Genomic DNA, 19,647 nt, shown 5'->3' with positions numbered 1-19,647 from the left:
CTTCCACGCCGCGATAGCACTTCGCTGGCACCTCACATAAAAACGGTCGTTAGAAGGACATTGCATGAAAAAGGTTCTGTTGTTTACCGCTCTGGCGGCTGCCCTGACTGCTGGCTTTGCCCAGGCCAACGAGAAACTGGTGGTGGCCGCTACGCCGATCCCGCACGCCGAAATCCTCGAGCTGATCAAGCCGACCCTGGCCAAGGAAGGTGTGGACCTGCAGATCAAAGTCTTTACCGACTACGTACAGCCGAACGTGCAGGTCGCTGAGAAACGCCTGGACGCCAACTACTTCCAGACTCTGCCGTACCTGGAAAACTTTAACAAGGGCAAGGGCACCAACCTAGTCACCGTTGTGGGTGTGCACGTCGAACCCATCGGTGGTTACTCGAAAAAAATCAAAAATATCTCTGAGCTCAAAGATGGCGCCACCGTGGCCATCCCGAACGAAGGCTCCAACAGCGGCCGCGCCCTGTTGCTGCTGCAGAAGAACGGTCTGATCACCCTGAAAGACCCGACCAACGCCTTGTCCACGCCAAAGGACATCAAGGACAACCCGAAAAACCTCAAATTCAAAGAGCTGGAATCGGCGCTGCTGCCACGCGTGCTGGATCAGGTTGACCTGGATGTGATCAACACCAACTACGCCCTGGAAGCTGGCCTGAACCCGGCCAAGGACGCGCTGATCATCGAAGACGCCAAGTCGCCGTACGTGAACTTCCTGGTGGCGCGCCCGGACAACAAGGACAGCGATGCTATCCAGAAGTTGGCCAAGGCCCTGACCAGCCCGGAAGTCAAAGCTTTCATCGAGAAGAAGTACAACGGCGCGGTGGTGCCAGCGTTCTGATGTAAGCCAAAACCCCCTTCAAGGTTTCAACGCCGACGGCTCCTACAGCGTCGGCGTTTTTTTATCTGAAATACAGTCAAAACTGTGGGAGCTGGCTTGCTCGTTCCCACGCTCCGCGTGGGAACGTCTCCTGTGACGCTCTGCGTCACGACTTTAGAGCGGACGCAGAGCGTCCGGGGCTGCATTCCCACGCAGGGCGTGGGAATGATCGACAGCTCCCACAGAGGTTAGGTTTTTGGGTGATATCAATATGCTATTTCGGTATTTAAACTTTGATTTTTATACCTTTAAAGTTCGCGCTAGCTGACGTTATCCACGTCGGCACGGACTGCGCTCGCGGCATTACCCATGCGGCGATATGGACTGCACATGACCTTCGATTTCGCTTTTATCCTCAGCACGCTGCCGGCGTTTCTCAAGGCCGTGGGTGTTACGCTGCAAGTCGGCCTGATCGCCATTGCCACGTCCTTGCTGGTGGCGCTGATCAACGCTGCGCTGCTGGTGTTTCGTACGCCTTACCTGTCGCGCCTGGTGGCGCTCTATGTGGAGCTGGCGCGTAACACGCCGCTGTTGATCCAACTGTTCTTCGTCTACTTCGCGCTGCCGGCCCTGGGTTTCAATATTTCCGGGTTCTGGGCGGCGATCATCACCATGACCTTTCTGGGCGGCGCCTACCTCACCGAGGTGCTGCGCGCCGGCGTGGAAGCGGTGCCGCAAGCGCAAATCGAGTCGGGCAAGTCCATTGGCCTGTCCGACTGGCAAGTGTTGCGCCATGTGATCCTGCCCCAGGCCGGCATCCTCAGCCTGCCGGCGCTGTTCGCCAACTTCATTTTTCTGCTCAAGGAAACCACCGTGGTGTCGGCGGTGGCGGTGCCGGAGATTCTCTATACCACCAAGAGCTATATCGCCCTCTACTATAAAACCTACGAAATGCTCGCTGTGCTGACGCTGATTTGCGTGCTGTTGTTCTTGCCGTTGTCGCTGTTGCTCAGCCGCCTGGAAAGGAGGCTCCAACATGGCCAGTTCGGGTCTTGAGTTGCTCTGGGTGTCGTTGCCGCAACTGGGCAAGGGCGCTGCGCAAACCCTGTCAATTTCGTTTTTGAGCATCGCCTTCAGTACGGTTGGCGGCGTGCTCTACGGCGTGCTGCGCACTTTGAATAACAAGGCGATCAACGGCGTGTTGCGGGTCTACCTGGAACTGTTCCGCGCCATTCCGGTGCTGGTGTGGTTGTACCTGCTGTTTTTTGGCGTGCCGATCTTCTTCGGCCTGAGCATCCCGAGTTTCTGGTGCGCGGTGCTGGTGCTGTCGTTGTGGGGCGCCAGCGAGGTGGGCGAAGTGGTGCGTGGCGCGCTGCATTCGCTGCCCCGTGGCCAACGCGAAGCAGGCTTGTCGATTGGCCTGTCCGGCCCACAGTTGTACGGCTACGTACTGCTGCCCCAGGCCCTCAAGCGCATGACGCCGCCGACCATCAACGTGTACACGCGCATCATCAAGACCAGCTCCCTGGCGGTGCTGATCGGTGTGGTGGATGTGATCAAGGTCGGCCAGCAAATCATCGAGCGCACCTACGAGTCGGTATTGATCTACGGTGCGCTGTTCCTGTTTTTCTTCTTTATCTGCTACCCGTTGTCGGCCGCCTCCAAGGTGCTGGAACGGCGCTGGGCCCAAGCATGAGTGCATTGATCGAGTTCCAGGGTTTCAACAAATTCTTCGGCGAGGCGCAGGTGCTCAAGGGCATCGACCTGAGCGTGCAGCGCGGCGAAGTGGTGGTGATCTTAGGCCCCAGCGGCTGTGGCAAAAGCACCCTGTTGCGCTGCCTCAATGGGCTGGAAGTCGCGCACAGCGGCAGCCTGCGCTTTGCCGGCAAAGAGCTGCTGGATAAAACCACCGACTGGCGCCAGGTACGCCAGGACATTGGCATGGTGTTCCAGAGCTACCACCTGTTCCCGCACATGAGCGTGCTCGACAACATCCTGCTCGGCCCGCTGAAAGTGCAAAAGCGCGACCCGCGTGAAGCCCGTGAGCAGGCGGAAAAATTGCTGGAGCGCGTGGGCCTTGCCGACAAGCGCGACGCCTTCCCACGCCAGCTTTCCGGTGGCCAGCAACAACGCATCGCCATCGTCCGCTCGTTGTGCATGAACCCTCAGGTCATGCTGTTTGACGAAGTCACCGCGGCCCTCGACCCGGAGATGGTCAAGGAAGTGCTGGAAGTGATCCAGGACTTGGCCCGCGATGGCATGACCCTGCTGATCGTCACCCACGAAATGGCCTTCGCCCGCGCCGTCGCCGACCGCGTGGTGTTCATGGAGGCCGGTCGCATCCTCGAACACAACACCCCCGAGGCATTCTTTACGAACCCGCAGACCGCACGCGCGCAGCAGTTCCTGGAGAAGTTCTCCTTTGTTTCAACACTGCCCAAAAAGATCAAGGAACTGGAGCTGATATGAAAAAGTTACTGCTGCCACTGTTTGCCGTCGCCTTGTTGGCCGGCTGCGATAAAAAGGCCGAAGAGCCGGTAAAACCCGCGGCTGTGAGCTACATCGACAAAATCAAAGCGCGGGACAAGCTGATTGTCGGCGTGTTTACCGACAAGCCGCCATTCGGTTTTGTGGACGAAGCGGGTCGTTATGTCGGCTTCGATACCGACATCGGCCGGCAGTTCGCCAAGGACCTGCTGGGCGATGAAAACAAGGTGGAGTTTGTCGCCGTGGAACCGGCCAGCCGCATTCCCTTCCTGCAAAGCGACAAGGTCGACCTGATTCTCGCCAACATGACCGTGACGCCTGAACGCAAGGAAGCAGTGGACTTCACCAACCCTAACCTGAAAGTGGCGGTGCAGGCTCTGGTGCCGAATGACAGCGCCGTCAAAAGCCTGGATGACCTGGCAACCCGCACGACCATCGTCACCACCGGCACCACGGCGGATATCTGGCTGACCAAGAACCATCCGGACTGGAAGCTGCTCAAGTTCGAGAAGAACTCCGAGTCGCTGCAGGCGCTGTCGGCTGGCCGTGGGGATGCCTATGCGCAAGACAACCTGGTGCTGTTCAGTTGGGCCAAGCAGAACCCTGGCTACCGCGTACTGGAAGAGAAACTGGGGGATGAAGCACCGATTGCCCCGGCTGTGAAGAAGGGCAATATCGAGCTGCGTGACTGGGTGAACGCTGAGCTTGCGAAGCTGGGGGAGGAGAAATTCCTGCTCAAGCTTTATGACCAATATGTGCGTAAAGAGCTGAGCGATGACACCAAGCCTGAGAGTGTGATTGTTGAGGGCGGTAAGTGGCAGGGCTGAAATAGCTATCGCAGGCAAGCCAGCTCCCACCTTTGAATGTATTCACACATCAAAATGTGGGAGGGGGCTTGCCCCCGATGAGGCCAGTGCAGTCACCGCCTACTCCGGCCAGTGCCAGGCCGGCGCATCCAGCATCCCTTGCCCCACAATCCGTGTTTCCCCCAACACCTTCTCCAACACAATCGAGTTACACCCCCCATCCTGCTGCAACGCCGCAATCAAGCGGCTGGCATGGCTCACCACCCATACCTGGCACTGCTTCGACGCCTGGATAATCAAGCGGGCCAGTGCCGGCAACAGGTCCGGATGCAAGCTGGTCTCCGGCTCGTTCAGCACCATCATGGTCGGTGGCCGGGGCGTCAGCAGCGCGGCGATCAGCAGCAGGTAGCGCAGGGTGCCGTCCGACAGCTCCGCCGCCGACAACGGTCGCAGCAAGCCTTCCTGATAGAACTCGATGGCAAAGCGTCCGCCCTGCAACGGTTCAATGTGCAGACGCGCGCCCGGGAATGCATCGCTCACGGCGCGTTGCAGCGCCTCGGGATCGCCAATCTCGCGGATGGTCTGCAACGCGGCCGCCAGATCGCGGCCGTCGTGGTGCAACACCGGCGTGCGCGTGCCCAATTGTGGCTGGCGCACTGGCGCGTCCACGTCGCTGCGAAAGTGATCGTAAAAGCGCCAGCCACGAATGCTTTCACGCAACAGCAGCACTTCCGGCGAGCCACGCAGGCTGCCGACCTGATCGAACAGGCTGTGGTAGTTCGGTGTGTGATGCGCCAGCACATCCCACGCTCGGCCTTCGCGGGCACGCACCATCGGCCCTGAGCGCTGCACCAGCAGGCTGGCCGGACGGTAGACGTGGCCGGCCCAGATGCATTCCTTTTTTACTTCGGGGTCCAGTTTGAAGGCCGAGAGGGTTTTTTCGGGTAAGCCCAAAGAGATCGCGTAGCTGAAATCCTCTGCGGCAAACCCCAGGCGCAGGCGTTTGACGCCCTGGCGCACAGTGGATTCGACCGGTACTTCGCCATTGCGCATGCGCCGGCTGATGGTTTCCGGCCCGGCCCAGAAGGTCGAATCCAGCCCACCTTCACGGGCCAGGGCATTGATCACCCCGCCCTGGGCGGTTTCGGCCAGCAGGCGCAGGGCGCGATACAGGTTGGATTTGCCGCTGCCATTGGGCCCGGTCACCAGGTTCAGCCGGTCCAGGGGCACCACCAATTTGTTGATCGAGCGGTAATTGGCCACCGCGAGTGTTTTAAGCATGTGTATTTAGTCAGCATGGGAACCATTGGAGTATGGGATCCTCCATGCAGATAAGGAACCCTGATCTAAGCTCACAGTCGCATACACACTTGAACGTCGGCATCACGCAAAAGGAGCCTGCATGGGCGGTCGCACCTCGACATTTATTTTCAGCCTTGGCCTCCTGGCGCTGCTCAGCGGATGTGGCCAGGACAAAGCCGAGCCCAAGCAGCATTCACGGGTGTTTGTGCAAACCGTGCAGTCAGCGGATTTCGCCGCGGCGGTCACGCTGACCGGCGATATCCAGGCGCGGGTGCAAACCGATCTGTCCTTTCGCGTGGGCGGCAAGATCATCCAGCGCATGGTCGACGTGGGCGACCGCGTCACGGCCAGGCAAGTCCTGGCCAAGCTCGACCCCAAGGACCTGCAAACCAACGTTGATTCGGCCCAGGCCCAGGTCGTGGCCGAACAGGCGCGGGTCAAGCAGACCGCCGCCGCCTTTGTGCGCCAGGAAAAACTCTTGCCCAAAGGCTATACCAGCCGCAGCGAATATGACGCCGCCCAGGCCGCGCTGCGCAGCAGCCAAAGTGCCCTGGCCGCTGCCCAGGCGCAGTTGGCCAATGCCCGCGAACAATTGGGCTACACCTCGCTGATTGCCGATGCCCCGGGCATCATCACCGCGCGTCAGGCCGAAGTCGGCCAAGTGGTACAGGCCACCGTGCCGATCTTCAGCCTCGCCCGCGATGGCGAACGTGACGCCGTGTTCAACGTGTATGAGTCCTTGCTGGTGGAGCCGCCGCCCGACGCGCCGATTACGGTGAGCCTGCTGGACAACCCGAGCATCAAGGCCGTGGGCAAAGTCCGCGAAGTCACGCCCGCCGTGGCCGCCAATACCGGCACCGTGCAAGTGAAGATCGCCCTGCAAAGCCTGCCCAAGGGCATGGAACTGGGGTCGGTGGTCAGCGCCACCGCCAATGGCCCGGCCAAGGCGAGCATCGAGCTGCCTTGGTCAGCGCTGACCAAAGACCTCAACGAGCCAGCCGTGTGGCTGGTGGACGGCGAAGGCAAGGCGCAGTTGCACAAGGTCACCGTGGCGCGCTACCTCACCGGCAAAGTGATCATCGGCGAGGGCCTCAAAGGCGGTGAAAAAGTCGTGATAGCCGGTGGGCAATTGCTGCACCCCGGCATGGTCGTCGAGATCGCCCAACCCGGAGCGCAGCCATGAAGCAATTGACGCTCATTGTCGCCGCCAGCCTGTTGCTGATGGCCTGCTCCAAGGAAGAGGCGCCGCCCGAACCCATACGCCCGGTGCTGTCCATGGAAGTGAAGGCTGAAGACCAGGAAAACCTGGGCCGTTTCGCCGGCACCATCCAGGCCCGCTATGAAAGCAACCTGGGTTTCCGTGTGCCGGGCCGCATCGCCCGTCGCGCCGTGGATGTCGGCGCCGAAGTGGAGAAGGGCGCCCTGCTCGCCGTGCTTGACCCCACCGACCAGCAGAACCAATTGCGCGCTGCCCAGGGCGACCTGGCGCGCGTACAGGCGCAGTTCATCAACGCCCAGGCCAACGCTCGGCGGCAACAGGAGCTGTTCAACCGTGGCGTCGGCGCCCAGGCTCAGTTGGATGTGGCCCAGACCGACCTGAAAACCACCCAGGCGACCCTTGACCAGGCCCGTGCCTCGGTCAACCAGGCCAAGGACCAACTCAACTACGCCGAACTGCGCACCGACCATGCCGGCATCGTCACTGCCTGGAACGCTGAGGCTGGCCAAGTGGTCAGCGCCGGCCAGCAGGTGGTGACCCTGGCCCGTCCGGACATCAAGGAAGCGGTGATCGACCTGCCCGCCGGCCTGGCTGAACGCTTGCCTGCCGATGTGGTGTTCCTGGTCGCTGGCCAACTGGACCCCAGCGTGCACACCACTGCCGTGGTGCGTGAGATCGAGCCTCAGGCCCAAAGCGCCACGCGCACCCGTCGCGCACGCCTGAGCCTGGCCGAAACCCCGCCGGCGTTCCGCCTGGGCACGGCAATCAGCGTGACGTTGAGCACCGCCATCGCCCCGCGTATCGAACTGCCCCTGAGCGCCTTGCAGGAAGTCGACGGCAAGACCCGTATCTGGCTGCTCGACACCCAGAGCCAGACCGTGCAACCCCGCGAGGTCACGGTTATCAGCCGTGATGCTCACAGCGCCTTGCTCAATGGCAGCGTCAAACCCGGCGAGCGCATTGTCACCGCCGGCGTGAACAGCCTGAAACCTGGGCAAAAAGTCAAAATCGACGAGGACAGCCCGCGATGAAAGGGAGCTTCAACTTATCCGACTGGGCCCTCAAGCATCAGTCCTTCGTCTGGTACCTGATGTTCGTCGCGCTGCTGATGGGCGTGTTCTCGTACATGAACCTGGGCCGTGAAGAAGACCCGTCGTTCACCATCAAGACCATGGTGATCCAGACCCGCTGGCCGGGCGCGACCCAGGAAGAAACCCTCAAGCAGGTCACCGACCGCATCGAGAAAAAACTCGAGGAACTCGATTCCCTCGACTACGTGAAAAGCTACACCCGGCCCGGCGAGTCCACGGTGTTCGTGTTCCTCAAGGACACCACCAGTGCCAAGGCCATCCCGGAGATCTGGTACCAGGTCCGCAAAAAGATCGATGACATTCGTGGGACCTTCCCCCAGGGATTGCAGGGGCCATCGTTCAACGATGAGTTCGGTGACGTGTTCGGCTCGGTGTATGCTTTTACCGGCGATGGCCTGTCGATGCGCCAGTTGCGTGACTACGTGGAACAGGTGCGCGCCGAAATCCGCTCGGTGCCAGGGCTGGGCAAGGTCGAGATGATCGGCCAGCAGGACGAAGTGATTTACCTGAATTTCTCCACGCGCAAACTCGCGGCCCTGGGGATTGATCAGCGCCAGGTCGTACAAAGCCTGCAATCGCAAAACGCCGTGACCCCCGCCGGGGTGATCGAGGCCGGGCCGGAACGCATCTCCGTGCGCACCTCCGGGCAGTTCGCCTCGGAGAAAGACCTGGCCAACGTCAACCTGCGCCTCAATGACCGTTTCTACCGGCTGGCGGATATTGCCGACATCAGCCGTGGTTATGTGGACCCGGCGCGGCCGATGTTTCGCTTCAACGGCAAACCGGCGATTGGCTTGGCCATCGCCATGCAGAAGGGCGGCAATATCCAGTCGTTCGGTAAGGCCCTGCACGGGCGCATGGACGAGCTGACCGCCGACCTGCCGGTGGGCGTCGGCGTGCACAAGGTGTCCGACCAGGCCGAAGTGGTGGAAGAGGCGGTCGGCGGCTTCACCAGCGCATTGTTCGAGGCGGTGATCATCGTGCTGGTGGTGAGCTTTATCAGCCTCGGCATGCGCGCCGGGTTGGTGGTGGCGTGCTCGATTCCGTTGGTGCTGGCGCTGGTATTCGTGTTCATGGAATACAGCGGCATCACCATGCAGCGCGTGTCGCTGGGCGCGTTGATCATCGCCCTCGGCCTGCTGGTGGATGACGCGATGATCACCGTGGAGATGATGATCACGCGCCTGGAAAAAGGCGAAACCAAGGAACAGGCGGCGACTTACGCCTATACCTCCACGGCGTTCCCGATGCTCACCGGCACGCTGGTGACCGTGGCCGGTTTCGTGCCGATTGGCCTCAACGCCAGTTCGGCAGGCGAGTACACCTTTACCCTGTTCGCGGTGATTGCCGTGGCGATGCTGGTGTCGTGGGTGGTGGCGGTGCTGTTTGCGCCGGTGATCGGCGTGCATATCCTCAGCGCCAATGTGAAACCGCACAACGCCGAGCCAGGGCGCATTGGCCGTGCCTTCAATGGCGGCATGCTGTGGGCCATGCGCAACCGCTGGTGGGCGATTGGCATCACCGTGGCGCTGTTCGTGGCCTCGGTATTTTCCATGCAATTTGTGCAGAACCAGTTCTTCCCGTCGTCGGACCGTCCGGAAATTCTCGTCGACCTGAACCTGCCGCAAAACGCCTCGATCAACGAGACGCGCAAGGCGGTAGACCGCCTCGAAGCGATCATCAAGGACGACCCGGATATCGCCCGTTGGAGCACCTACATCGGCCAGGGCGCGATTCGTTTCTACCTGCCGCTGGACCAGCAACTGGAGAACCCGTACTACGCGCAGTTGGTGATCGTCAGCAAAGGTCTGGAAGAGCGCGGTGCCTTGATTGCTCGATTGCAGAAACGCCTGCGCGATGATTTTGTCGGTATCGGCAGCTACGTGCAGCCGCTGGAAATGGGCCCGCCGGTCGGGCGGCCGATCCAGTACCGCGTCTCTGGTAAAGACACCGACCAGGTGCGCAAGCACGCCATTGAACTGGCGACCTTGCTGGATCAGAACACCCACCTGGGCGAGATCATCTACGACTGGAACGAGCCGGGCAAAGTGCTGCGCGTCGACATCGCCCAGGACAAGGCGCGGCAACTGGGGCTTTCGTCGGAAGACGTGGCGCAGTTGATGAACAGCGTGGTCAGCGGCGCGGCGGTGACCCAGGTGCACGACGATATCTACCTGATCAACGTGGTCGGCCGCGCCGAGGATGCCGAGCGCGGTACGCCGGAAACCTTGCAGAACCTGCAGATCGTTACGCCCAATGGCACCTCGATTCCATTGCTGGCCTTTGCCACGGTGCGTTACGAACTGGAGCAGCCGCTGGTGTGGCGTCGTGACCGCAAGCCGACGATTACCATCAAGGCCGCGGTGCGCGATGAGATGCAGCCGACCGACCTGGTCAAGCAGTTGGCGCCGACCATCGAGAAATTCAGCGAAGGCTTGCCGGTGGGCTACAAAGTCGCCACCGGCGGTACCGTGGAAGAAAGTGGCAAGGCCCAGGGCCCGATTGCCAGCGTGGTGCCGTTGATGTTGTTCCTGATGGCCACGTTCCTGATGATTCAGTTGCACAGCGTGCAGAAGATGTTCCTGGTGGCCAGCGTTGCGCCACTGGGGCTGATCGGCGTGGTGCTGGCGTTGATCCCCACCGGCACGCCCATGGGCTTTGTGGCGATCCTGGGGATCCTGGCGCTGATCGGCATCATCATCCGCAACTCGGTGATTCTGGTCACACAGATCCACGAGTACGAAGAGGCCGGCTACACGCCGTGGGACGCGGTGGTGGAAGCGACCGAACACCGGCGTCGGCCGATTCTGCTGACGGCCGCCGCCGCGAGCCTGGGCATGATCCCGATTGCGCGGGAAGTGTTCTGGGGGCCGATGGCCTACGCGATGATTGGCGGGATCATCATTGCGACGTTGCTGACGTTGCTGTTTCTGCCGGCGCTGTATGTGGCCTGGTACAAGATCCGCGAGCCGAAACAGGAACATCAGCCACAACAGGATTAACACTGAGAGAGGGGGCTGCCAGTTAAGCGCAGACCCCCTGTGGGAGCGGGCTTGCCCGCGAAGGCGGTGTGTCAGTCGCTGCATCTGTGACTGAACTGTCGCTTTCGCAGGCAAGCCAGCTCCCACATTTGGATCTTCATTCTGGTTGAGGCTGTGTGAAGTTTCTGAAAAATCCCCATGTCGTCCTGGCTCGCTACTGCATGTTGTACCCTCTGGTCCTCATTCCAAACCCAGGTCGATCCTCATGCAGTGCCTGCGTTTCACCTTGCTGTTTTGCGCGTTGCTCCTTGCACCCTCTGCCTTCGCCGCCACCGTACTGGAAAATGCCTTGTGGCGCGTCGAACTCGACCCCGCCACCCTGGCGCTGCGCGTGACACCCGCAGGCCAGACTTCGGTGCAGGCATCCAGCGGTGTGGCCTCGCATGCCGTCAGCCAATTGCAGAACACGCCTGATCAAGCCACTTGGCAATGGGACAACGGCGCCTATCGCCTGACCGCCCGCTTGCAACAGCGCGACCTGGCCTTGACCATCAACGCCCGCGAGCCCGGTGAGCTGGCCCTGCTGCGTCAGCCTGCCGAGGCCATGGGGCGAGGGTTGATCTGGCCCTTGGCCGAGGGGCATTACGTGCCTGCCGGCAATGCCATCTGGAAGACGTTTCTGCTGGAGCGGGGCGAGTTCAATACCACCCAGGACCTGAGCCTGCCGCTGTGGGGCGTGGATCACGGTGGCTTCACCTTGAGCTGGCTGTTGACCAACCCCTACAACAACCGCCTGCAATGGCAAGCCGACGGCAACGGCCTGGCCCTCTCCGCGGCCCATGAATTCACCTCGCTGGCGCCTGATGCGCCGATGACGCTGCGGCTGTACCTGGGCGATGCCGACCCATTGGCTGGTGCCAAGCGCTACCGCCAGTGGCTGGTGGAGCAGGGCCGCTATGAGCCGTTGGCGGACAAACTGCGGCAAACACCCGAAGCCCAGAAACTGCTGGGCGCCAGCCATGTGTACCTCTGGGACAACGGCCTGCTGGCTTTGGGCGATGTGCGTGATTGGCCAAGACTGATCCAACGGCTGCGCAGCCATGAACTCAAGAGCCTGATGGACAAAGAGAGCGCACAGCTGCTGGCGCAGTCCGCTGCACTGAATCGCTATGAACAAACCGTGCTCCTTCGCGGCCTCAACGCGGCGATCAACACCAAGGCCCGGCAGGCCTGGCAAGTGCAAGAGCCAGACATGACCCGCCTTGCCGCCCGTTATGGTGAGCTGCGCAGTGAACTGGCCGTGGACTTTGCGGGAGCCTTGAGTGACAGCCCGCAGACCTGGGGCAGTAGCACCATTCAAACCCTGCGCGACGCCGGGCTGCAGCGTCTGCTGCTGACCTTGGGCGAAGGTTGGGAGGGTGGCCTCTGGCATCCCGAGGCGATTCGCGCGGGGGTGGAAGCCGGTTTTCTGATGGCGCCTTACGACTCCTATGAAACGGCCCTGTCCGCCACGGAAAACCCCGATTGGACCACTGCCCACCTGGGCGCCAAGGCCTACCGCGACTGCGCGATCGTGTTGAAAGACGGCAAGCTGAAAACCGGTTTCCAGAAGTCCGGCCACTACACGGATCCACGTTGTGTGCGGCCGCTGCTGGAGGCACGGGTGAAGGCAGTACACGCGAAGACTGGCTTCAATGCCTGGTTTCTCGATGCCTACGCCACCAGCATGTTGTTCGACAGCTATCGCAGCAACGCCAGCATGACTCAGGCACAAAACGCCGAAGGCAATATCGATGCTTCCCGCTGGATCAACACCGTGCCGAAGCTGGTCACAGGCTCCGAAGACGGCAACGCGATCACTGCCCAAGGCATCCTGTTTGCCCACGGCATGCAGACCCCGGTGATCGGCTGGGGTGACCGCGAGATGACCCAGGACCCGCAGTCGCCGTACTTCGTAGGCAACTGGTACCCCACGGAGCAACCGGCGGTGTTCTTCAAATCAGTGCCGTTGAAGGAGCCGTTTCGCACGCTGTATTTCGAACCGACGATGCGCGTGCCGTTGTATCAGGCGGTGTTCCACGGCTCGGTGATCACCACCCATCATTGGCTGTTCGACAGCCTCAAACTGAGCAATGTGCAGGGCGACAATGAGCTGACCCAACTGCTCTACAACGTGCCGCCGCTGTACCACCTCAGTGCTGCGACGCTCAAGGCGCGGCTGCCGGTTATTCAGCGCCAGGACCGCTTCTTCCGGCCGTTGCACCAGCGCTTGGCGACCCAGGAAATGACGGATTTCCGTTGGCTGACGGTGGACAAGCAGCTGCAGCAAACCACCTTTGCTGATGGGACGCGGCTGGTGGCGAATTTTTCGGTGGTGGAGAAAGAGGGGTATGCCGGGCGCAGTGTGACGGTGCTTGTGGAGGGGGAGGAGCCGGTGGTGTATCAGGTGAAATAACGCTGTCCGTTACGGCGCCATCGCGGGCAAGCCCGGCTCCCACAGGGGAATGCATTCCAAAGGTGGGAGCCGGTGGTGTATCAGGTGAAATAACGCTGCCCGTTACGGCGCCATCGCGGGCAAGCCCGGCTCCCATAAGGGAATTCATTCCAGAGGTGGGAGCTGGCTTGCCTGCGATGAGGCAGGTACAGGCGATGCAGCACTAAATCTTACGCCATACACTCGCCAACCAAGGCTGCTGTTCCCGCGGCAACCCGGCCGGCCGGTAGTAGTGCTCCAACTCTTCAAACCCGGCTGCGGTCAGCAAGGCCCGCCAGGCCTGCAGATCGTGATAAGAGCCATACCGCGGCCCATTCCAGCCCTCCTGGTTCTCGCCCCGAGGGTTCGAGCTGAACAGCACGCCCCCAGGCTTCAACGCGCCGTGCAGCTCTTTGAGCACTCGGGGCAACTCCTGCTTGGGAATATGAAACAGCACCGCATTGGCAAACACGCCATCGAAGCGTTCGGCGGGCAGGTCCAGCTTGAGAAAGTCCTGCTGCAGCACCTCACAGCCGCTGTCTTCGCGGGCCATCTGCGCAAAACGTTCGGAGCCATCCAGGCCCACGGCGATATGCCCCATGCGCGTAAACGTCTGCAAATCCCGCCCTGGTCCACAGCCGAAATCCAGCACAGTGAACGGCGGCGTGCCCTGGATATGCCGCAGCAGCGCCTCGATGTTCTGGCTCACATCGTGATCGCGGGTGCCTTCACGGAAGTCTTCGGCCACCTTGTTGTAATGGTCCAGAGTGGTGGAGGTGATCTGGTTGAGGTCGTCGGGTTCGAGTTTCATAGGGCTATTTCAGTGAGAACACAGCAACTATATCCGATGCCTGGGCCGCTACCACAATCTAGGCTTAACTAATCTTCGTAAATATTGTGCCAATTAGGACCGCCCTTATCACAAGGAAATAGGTAGCAAAATTGTCCTACCACCTTCCGCGTTTCAGGTGGTGGCAAAGGCCAAGGTTCAATTGGAAAAGAGATGGCGGTGGCGTTGTCTAGGACAAGTTCAGAAATTACCTCCCCTGTTATCGATGGGGTGCCTGCAGCGGTACCGCTTATAGCAACACTAAATAACAATGTGACAGACGCAAGGCTGTTCGACGTCATGAGTTTTGACATGATTTTTCCCTGAAGTTATAGGTCGTTGGCATGAAGTGGCGTTTGCTGCCTCAAGTATTGATGCACTCAGGGCAGCTCCACTGCTACCGCATCCATATCCTGGGTGCTGTTGAGGTTTACACCCCCGGCGTAGCTTCCGCTTTGAGAGAAGGTGCTCAGCCAGTTTTTTTTGCCTCCACCAATCGAAGCCAGACAATGGGTCGCCGCAGCGTTTCCACCGGTTGCAGGTGACCAGATACAGCCGGTGAGGTACTGATCAACGTCGCTGTTAAGCGCAACAGTATTGTTATCGGCAATACCGAACGCTTGTGTCGACACGGCTCCCGTCGGGGGCTGAATCAGCTGAATGCCCGCCAACCCTGCTAGGGGAATCCACGTTAAGTCGCCCACTCTACCGGTATCGTCCTGCCGTGATGCCAGCACAATCCCCTTGTTGTTGATTGCGCGTCCGGCATTTTTGGACTTGATAGAAAGGGTCAAGGTCAGAGGCGCTGTCGTCGGTGTCATCCAGGCTGCGGTCCGGACCGGGTTGGTGGCGGTATCGGGATACTCGCAGTAACCTACCGATTGCAGTGTGTTATTGATCCCTTTGACATAGCAACGATTGGCTCCAGTCGCTATGGGTAAAGAGCTTATGGTATAGGTCGTAACGTTAGCCTTAGCTACTTGGGGAATTGTGATGCCGTTGGTTCTGGGACAGTTCATGGCAATGCTGGGGTAGCCATTCGAAAGGCTGTCACTGACGCCCACTGGAACGCATTTATCGTTGTACCCAAGCAGTCCAAGCAGCGAAGAAAATACCCGCTTAGGCGTGTCATCCCCCGCGAGCCATATGACGGTAGATAGCTCCTGATTGCTGCTGATGCTCCATCCAACCATATCCCCGCGTTGATTGGACGCCATGATGATTGTCTTTACGTCCGCGGCACGCAACGGCAGCACTACCCCAGGAAGCGGCTTGAGAGGTGTCGGAGTGTTATTTGGAGTGGTGGCGTTCCAGACCACGGCGGTGTTGACATTGTTTGCGTTCTTGCAGATACCGCCGATCCAGCCGGCGTTCGAGATATTGAGGGCGCGGCAAGGCTGTTCAGCAACCAATGGCTTGAGCGCTACTTGTGAGTTCTCTGTGTTCGTATCTGCTAACCAAGGGACATTGTTGGCGCTGGCACTGGCCGGAGTGCAATTGCCCACAGCGATACCACTGTCGTTGATGCCGGAGGTTTCGCATTGTGCTCCCGCTTCATGCCCTAAGTTGGTGTAGGCGGCAGCGTTGACGGTCAAGCTGACCGCGCTCAGTAACAGGCAACCTGCAAACCCTAAAGAGTGCATTTTCATCATCAGTCCATCCTTGGTGAGAGATTCTGTTTGATTAGATACACGCAGAAAACAATCAACAACTGTCAGAGTTAACAGGTATAGGCGAGTAGTTTCAGCGTTTGCTCCGCACTCGTGACAGGGATCCTCAGGCTCCGTCTGATTCAGTTTAAAGACGTGTATTCGATGTAGTGCACTTCACTGGGTTCGTACTGTGGTATTCCGACATACCGCCCCGCGGGATTGTGGGTAAGATTCGGCCCTAATTCAAAGAGGGTTATCCATCTATGGAAGAGGAAAAACGTTCACCCGTTGGCAACGACACCGCACCGAACAAGGTCGACCAATACGCCACGAGATTGAGCAATGGGCTGTTCTGGCTCAATGAGCGTGCCTGGCCGCTGACGGTGGGGATTCTCTCGGTGGCAGGCCTGTACCTGTACCAGTACATCCAGATGGAAAAGGTGCCGCTGAGTATCTTGTCGGCGTCGGCGTTCACCGCATTGCCAGCGATGTTCGCCATGTTGGTATTTGTGATCGGCATGATGGGTGCATCGATCCTGGTGCCCACGTTCATCTTGTTCACACGCCTGAACGGCACAGGTGTGCGTCTGAGTGATCAACTCAATCTCAGCCCGCAGTCGCCGCAAGAGACGGCCCAGCACAGGAGGTTACTGGGACATTGGGCGGCCAGCCTGTTGGTGATGTTTGTGTTCTGGATGTCCGCCGTATACCTGTCCGTGAACGCCGAAAGTGGGTTTTTGCTGACGCTCAGTTGGATCGTGGCGATCATGGCGGCGGTAGTGGCCTATGTCGGCATCATTATTCGTGCGCGCCCCGCCCATGTTGCTCTGCGTGAGTTGTCCGGCGAGTTCTGGCTGGCCAGTGCTGGCGCCGGGGCCATTCAAATGGTGGTCATTCTGATGGTGACGGTGCCGGTCTCCCGCGCCTTCAGCGAGTACTCCGACAGCGCCGTGTTCTTTGCGCCGTTCATGGCCGCCGAAATGGCCGTGCTGTTCCTGATCCAGGGAAGCGCCGCCTGCCTGGTGGTGCGCATGCGCGTCCAGAAAAACCCGGTGGCGTTCGCCTCATTGGTGGCCTTTGCGCTCATCGTTTTACTCGGGCTGATCCCGGCGAGTGGGGCCAAGTTGGGTGGCCTGCCGCTGCAAGGCTCCGCCTCGGGAGGGCGCGTTTGTACGTTGATGACCTGGGCGGCAGAGGCCAAGGTCCCCGGCGCACTGGTAGACGCCGACAACCCCAAGCGCAGCGTAAAACTGCGAGTGATGGCCGACTCGGATGGCAGCTATATCGTGCGGCCCTGGCAGGCCAAGGAAAAAACCATCACCTTCGTGCCCCGTGCCAGTGTTGCCCAACTGGATGAGTGCCCGTGACGTCAGCGCTTGTTCAACACCCGCGCCAACCGGTCCCCACTCAGTTGGATCACCGCCACCAGCACCACCAGCAGCACAATCACCGTGAGCATGATCTGCGTATCGAAGCGCTGGTAGCCATAGCGGTAGGCAATATCGCCCAGGCCACCGGCGCCTATTGCTCCGGCCATGGCCGATGAGTTGATCATGGTCACCAGGGTGATGGTGAAGCCGCCGACGATGCCGGGCAACGCCTCTGGCAACAGCACATGCCAGATGATGTGCCAGCGGCGGCAACCCATGGCCTGCGCGGCTTCGATCAGGCCGTGGTCGACCTCGCGCAGGCTCACTTCAGCGACGCGTGCAAAGAACGGCGTGGCGGCGATGGTCAGCGGTACCACTGCCGCCCAGACGCCATAGGTGGTGCCGACGATCAGGCGCGTGAACGGGATGAGCGCCACCATCAGGATCAGGAACGGAATGGAGCGGAACAGATTCACGAACGCTCCCAGCACGCGGTTAAGCGCCGGTGCCTGGTAGATGCCGCCCTTGTCGCTGGTGACCAGGAAGACCGCCAGCGGAATGCCCACCAGCAGCGCGATCAGCGACGACACCCCCACCATCAACAAGGTGTCGATGGCGCCCTGCACTAAACGATCAAACCACATAGCCCAGCACCTCCACCTGTTGTGCCCAATTGGCCGCGCGTTTGCGCAGTTCTTCGGCGTTGTGCGGCGATCCATTCACCGCCAGCAGCAGTTGCCCCAAGGCATGCCCCTGGATGCGTTCCACGCCGCCTTGCAGTAAACGCACACGGCCGCCGAGGGCACTGAACAGTGCCGCGAGGTCTGGCTCCAGGGTGTCGCTGCCGGTGAACTGCAGGCGCAGTACCAGTGCGGCGTCGGCCGAGGCTGGCGTGGGTTGCAGGCGGCTTTGCAACTCTGGCGGCAAGCCGTGTTGCAGCGGTGCGAGCAGGGTCTTGCTGACCTCATGTTGCGGATCGCCAAACACCTGCCACACCGGGCCTTGCTCGACGATACGCCCGTGCTCCAGCACCACTACGCGGTGGCAGATGTCGCGGATCACCGCCATCTCATGGGTGATCAGCACGATGGTCAGGCCCAGGCGCTGGTTGATCTCGCGCAGCAGGCCGAGGATCGACTGGGTGGTTTCCGGGTCGAGGGCCGAGGTGGCTTCGTCGCACAGCAGAATCTCGGGGTCGTGCACCAGCGCGCGGGCGATGCCGACGCGCTGCTTTTGCCCGCCGGACAGCTGCGCCGGGTACGCCTTGTGTTTGTCTTGCAGGCCTACCAGCTCCAGCAGTTCATGCACCTTTCGCGCGCGTTGTGCCTGGGGCACACCGGCGACCTTGAGCGGCAACTCGACGTTCTGCCACACGGTCTTGGCCGACATCAGGTTGAAGTGCTGGAAGATCATGCCGATGCGTCGCCGCAGCGCCACCAGGTGGTCTTCATCGAAGCTGCCGATGTCCACCTGGTCGATCAGCACCCGTCCGCTGCTGGGTTGTTCCAGGCGATTGATAGTGCGGATCAGCGACGACTTGCCGGCGCCGCTGCGGCCGATGATGCCGAACACTTCGCCACGCTGGATCGCCAGGTCAATGCCTTGCAGCGCGTGCACCGTGCCGTCATAGGTTTTGCCCAGGTTGATGAACCGCACATGGGCGTGGTTCAAGTCCGGGTGCAGTTCAGTCTGTTCGGCGTGGCTGGGCGCAGGGGCCAGATCGTGCAATCGGGCGTTGGCGGCACTCATGGTTTAGCTTCCCAGCCAACCTGATAGAGCTTGCCGAGGGACTTGTCCAAGGCCGCACGCACCACCGGCGAGTGCTGGTAGATATCGACGAACTTGATCACCCGTGGGTCGGTTTTGCTCTTGGGCTGGATGACGAACTGAATCACGTATTCCGGATGATCGAGGCCGTCGAACAACAGTGCCGACTCGGCATCGAAGGTCTTGGACAGGCGGATGTACGCCGGGTAGCCCTGCACCAGATCGGCGTCGTCATAGGCGCGCACCAGTTGCACCGCTTCCACTTGCAGGATCTTGATGTTTTTCGGGTTGGCGACGATGTCTTCTTCGGTGGCTTTGTAGCCCACACCCGGCTTGAGGGTGATCAGCCCGGCCTTGGCCAGCAGTTGCAGGCCGCGACCACTGTTGATCGGGTCGTTGGCAATCGCCACGCTGGCGCCTGCGGGCAGCTCGTTGAAGTTTTTGTACTTTTTCGAATACAGCCCGACGTTATTGATGATGCCTGGCGCATATGGCACCAGGTCAAACCCGGCGGCGGCCTTGGCGTTTTCCAGGAAGGGGATGTGCTGGAAGTAGTTCACGTCGATATCGCCGGCGGCGAGGCTGACGTTGGGCGCGATCCAGTCGGTGAACTCCACCAGTTCGACCTTCAGGCCCTGCTTGCCGGCCTCTTCTACGGCGGCTTCCAGCGGAATGGCGAAGGCAGCGGTGGTGCCGATTTTCAGCGGGGCGTCGGCGGCAAATACCGCCGAGCTGAATAAGCCGAAGGCCAGGGCCAGTGCTTTGACTGGGTGGTTTAGGAATGTCTTTTTCATAGTGGTTTTCCAGTCATAAGGTCTTAGGTAGCGAGATCGTTCCCACGCTC

The 19,647-nt window shown here is 60.5% G+C and carries 16 protein-coding genes; 10 read left to right on the top strand and 6 right to left on the bottom strand.

Features of this window, described 5'->3' with window-relative positions; all coding sequences use genetic code 11:
* Positions 1–64: 64 nt before the first annotated feature.
* The 5 genes from AC07S6_RS24195 to AC07S6_RS24175 all read left to right on the top strand — a co-directional run bounded on the left by AC07S6_RS24195 (position 65) and on the right by AC07S6_RS24175 (position 4,140).
* Positions 65–847, top strand: a complete 783-nt coding sequence (locus AC07S6_RS24195) for a MetQ/NlpA family ABC transporter substrate-binding protein (protein WP_198716285.1) — start codon at positions 65–67, stop codon at positions 845–847.
* 369 nt (positions 848–1,216) lie between these two features.
* Entirely contained in the window at positions 1,217–1,882 is a 666-nt protein-coding gene (locus tag AC07S6_RS24190) for an amino acid ABC transporter permease (RefSeq protein WP_495113202.1), read from the top strand.
* Positions 1,863–2,522 (top strand): amino acid ABC transporter permease, encoded by a 660-nt coding sequence (locus AC07S6_RS24185; RefSeq protein ID WP_034125471.1) that lies wholly within the window; start codon positions 1,863–1,865, stop codon positions 2,520–2,522. The genes AC07S6_RS24190 and AC07S6_RS24185 overlap by 20 nt, the downstream gene beginning before the upstream one ends.
* Entirely contained in the window at positions 2,519–3,295 is a 777-nt protein-coding gene (locus AC07S6_RS24180) for an amino acid ABC transporter ATP-binding protein (protein ID WP_034125472.1), read from the top strand. The genes AC07S6_RS24185 and AC07S6_RS24180 overlap by 4 nt, the downstream gene beginning before the upstream one ends.
* Entirely contained in the window at positions 3,292–4,140 is an 849-nt protein-coding gene (locus AC07S6_RS24175; RefSeq protein WP_020302225.1) for a transporter substrate-binding domain-containing protein, read from the top strand. Before AC07S6_RS24180 ends, AC07S6_RS24175 begins: the two co-directional genes overlap by 4 nt.
* Before the next feature lie 99 nt (positions 4,141–4,239).
* Here AC07S6_RS24175 and AC07S6_RS24170 read toward each other — a convergent pair whose 3' ends face one another.
* Complete coding sequence (locus AC07S6_RS24170) at positions 4,240–5,400, bottom strand: AAA family ATPase (RefSeq protein ID WP_495113201.1); 1,161 nt, start codon at positions 5,398–5,400, stop codon at positions 4,240–4,242.
* 121 nt (positions 5,401–5,521) lie between these two features.
* Here AC07S6_RS24170 and AC07S6_RS24165 point away from each other — a divergent pair, with 121 nt between their 5' ends.
* The 4 genes from AC07S6_RS24165 (at position 5,522) to AC07S6_RS24150 (ending at position 13,167) form a co-directional block, all read left to right on the top strand.
* On the top strand, positions 5,522–6,604 hold the full coding sequence (locus tag AC07S6_RS24165) for an efflux RND transporter periplasmic adaptor subunit (protein ID WP_034125475.1): 1,083 nt from the start codon (positions 5,522–5,524) through the stop codon (positions 6,602–6,604).
* On the top strand, positions 6,601–7,671 hold the full coding sequence (locus AC07S6_RS24160; RefSeq protein ID WP_096143912.1) for an efflux RND transporter periplasmic adaptor subunit: 1,071 nt from the start codon (positions 6,601–6,603) through the stop codon (positions 7,669–7,671). Before AC07S6_RS24165 ends, AC07S6_RS24160 begins: the two co-directional genes overlap by 4 nt.
* Complete coding sequence (locus AC07S6_RS24155) at positions 7,668–10,733, top strand: efflux RND transporter permease subunit (RefSeq protein ID WP_197881523.1); 3,066 nt, start codon at positions 7,668–7,670, stop codon at positions 10,731–10,733. The genes AC07S6_RS24160 and AC07S6_RS24155 overlap by 4 nt, the downstream gene beginning before the upstream one ends.
* 244 nt (positions 10,734–10,977) lie before the next feature.
* Positions 10,978–13,167, top strand: a complete 2,190-nt coding sequence (locus AC07S6_RS24150; protein WP_495113200.1) for a glycoside hydrolase — start codon at positions 10,978–10,980, stop codon at positions 13,165–13,167.
* A 202-nt stretch (positions 13,168–13,369) separates the two neighbouring features.
* Here AC07S6_RS24150 and AC07S6_RS24145 read toward each other — a convergent pair whose 3' ends face one another.
* Entirely contained in the window at positions 13,370–13,996 is a 627-nt protein-coding gene (locus AC07S6_RS24145) for a class I SAM-dependent methyltransferase (RefSeq protein WP_495113199.1), read from the bottom strand.
* Positions 13,997–14,394: 398 nt separating this feature from the next.
* Positions 14,395–15,666 (bottom strand): hypothetical protein, encoded by a 1,272-nt coding sequence (locus AC07S6_RS24140; protein ID WP_073844029.1) that lies wholly within the window; start codon positions 15,664–15,666, stop codon positions 14,395–14,397.
* 263 nt (positions 15,667–15,929) lie between these two features.
* Between AC07S6_RS24140 and AC07S6_RS24135 the strand changes: the two genes are divergently transcribed.
* Complete coding sequence (locus AC07S6_RS24135) at positions 15,930–17,033, top strand: hypothetical protein (protein ID WP_495113198.1); 1,104 nt, start codon at positions 15,930–15,932, stop codon at positions 17,031–17,033.
* Between the two features lie 2 nt (positions 17,034–17,035).
* Here the strand turns inward: AC07S6_RS24135 and AC07S6_RS24130 are convergent, their stop codons facing one another.
* The 3 genes from AC07S6_RS24130 to AC07S6_RS24120 are packed head-to-tail and all read right to left on the bottom strand — an operon-like array spanning position 17,036 to position 19,597.
* Positions 17,036–17,680: a methionine ABC transporter permease gene (locus AC07S6_RS24130; RefSeq protein ID WP_495113197.1), complete on the bottom strand. Its 645-nt coding sequence runs from the start codon at positions 17,678–17,680 to the stop codon at positions 17,036–17,038.
* Positions 17,670–18,785, bottom strand: coding sequence for a methionine ABC transporter ATP-binding protein (locus AC07S6_RS24125; protein WP_060764943.1), 1,116 nt, complete (start codon positions 18,783–18,785; stop codon positions 17,670–17,672). Before AC07S6_RS24125 ends, AC07S6_RS24130 begins: the two co-directional genes overlap by 11 nt.
* On the bottom strand, positions 18,782–19,597 hold the full coding sequence (locus AC07S6_RS24120; RefSeq protein ID WP_054896665.1) for a MetQ/NlpA family ABC transporter substrate-binding protein: 816 nt from the start codon (positions 19,595–19,597) through the stop codon (positions 18,782–18,784). Before AC07S6_RS24120 ends, AC07S6_RS24125 begins: the two co-directional genes overlap by 4 nt.
* Between the last annotated feature and the right edge of the window lie 50 nt (positions 19,598–19,647).

The organism is Pseudomonas sp. GW821-FHT07B01, assembly GCF_059419065.1.
This window is presented reverse-complemented; position numbering and strand designations above follow the sequence as displayed.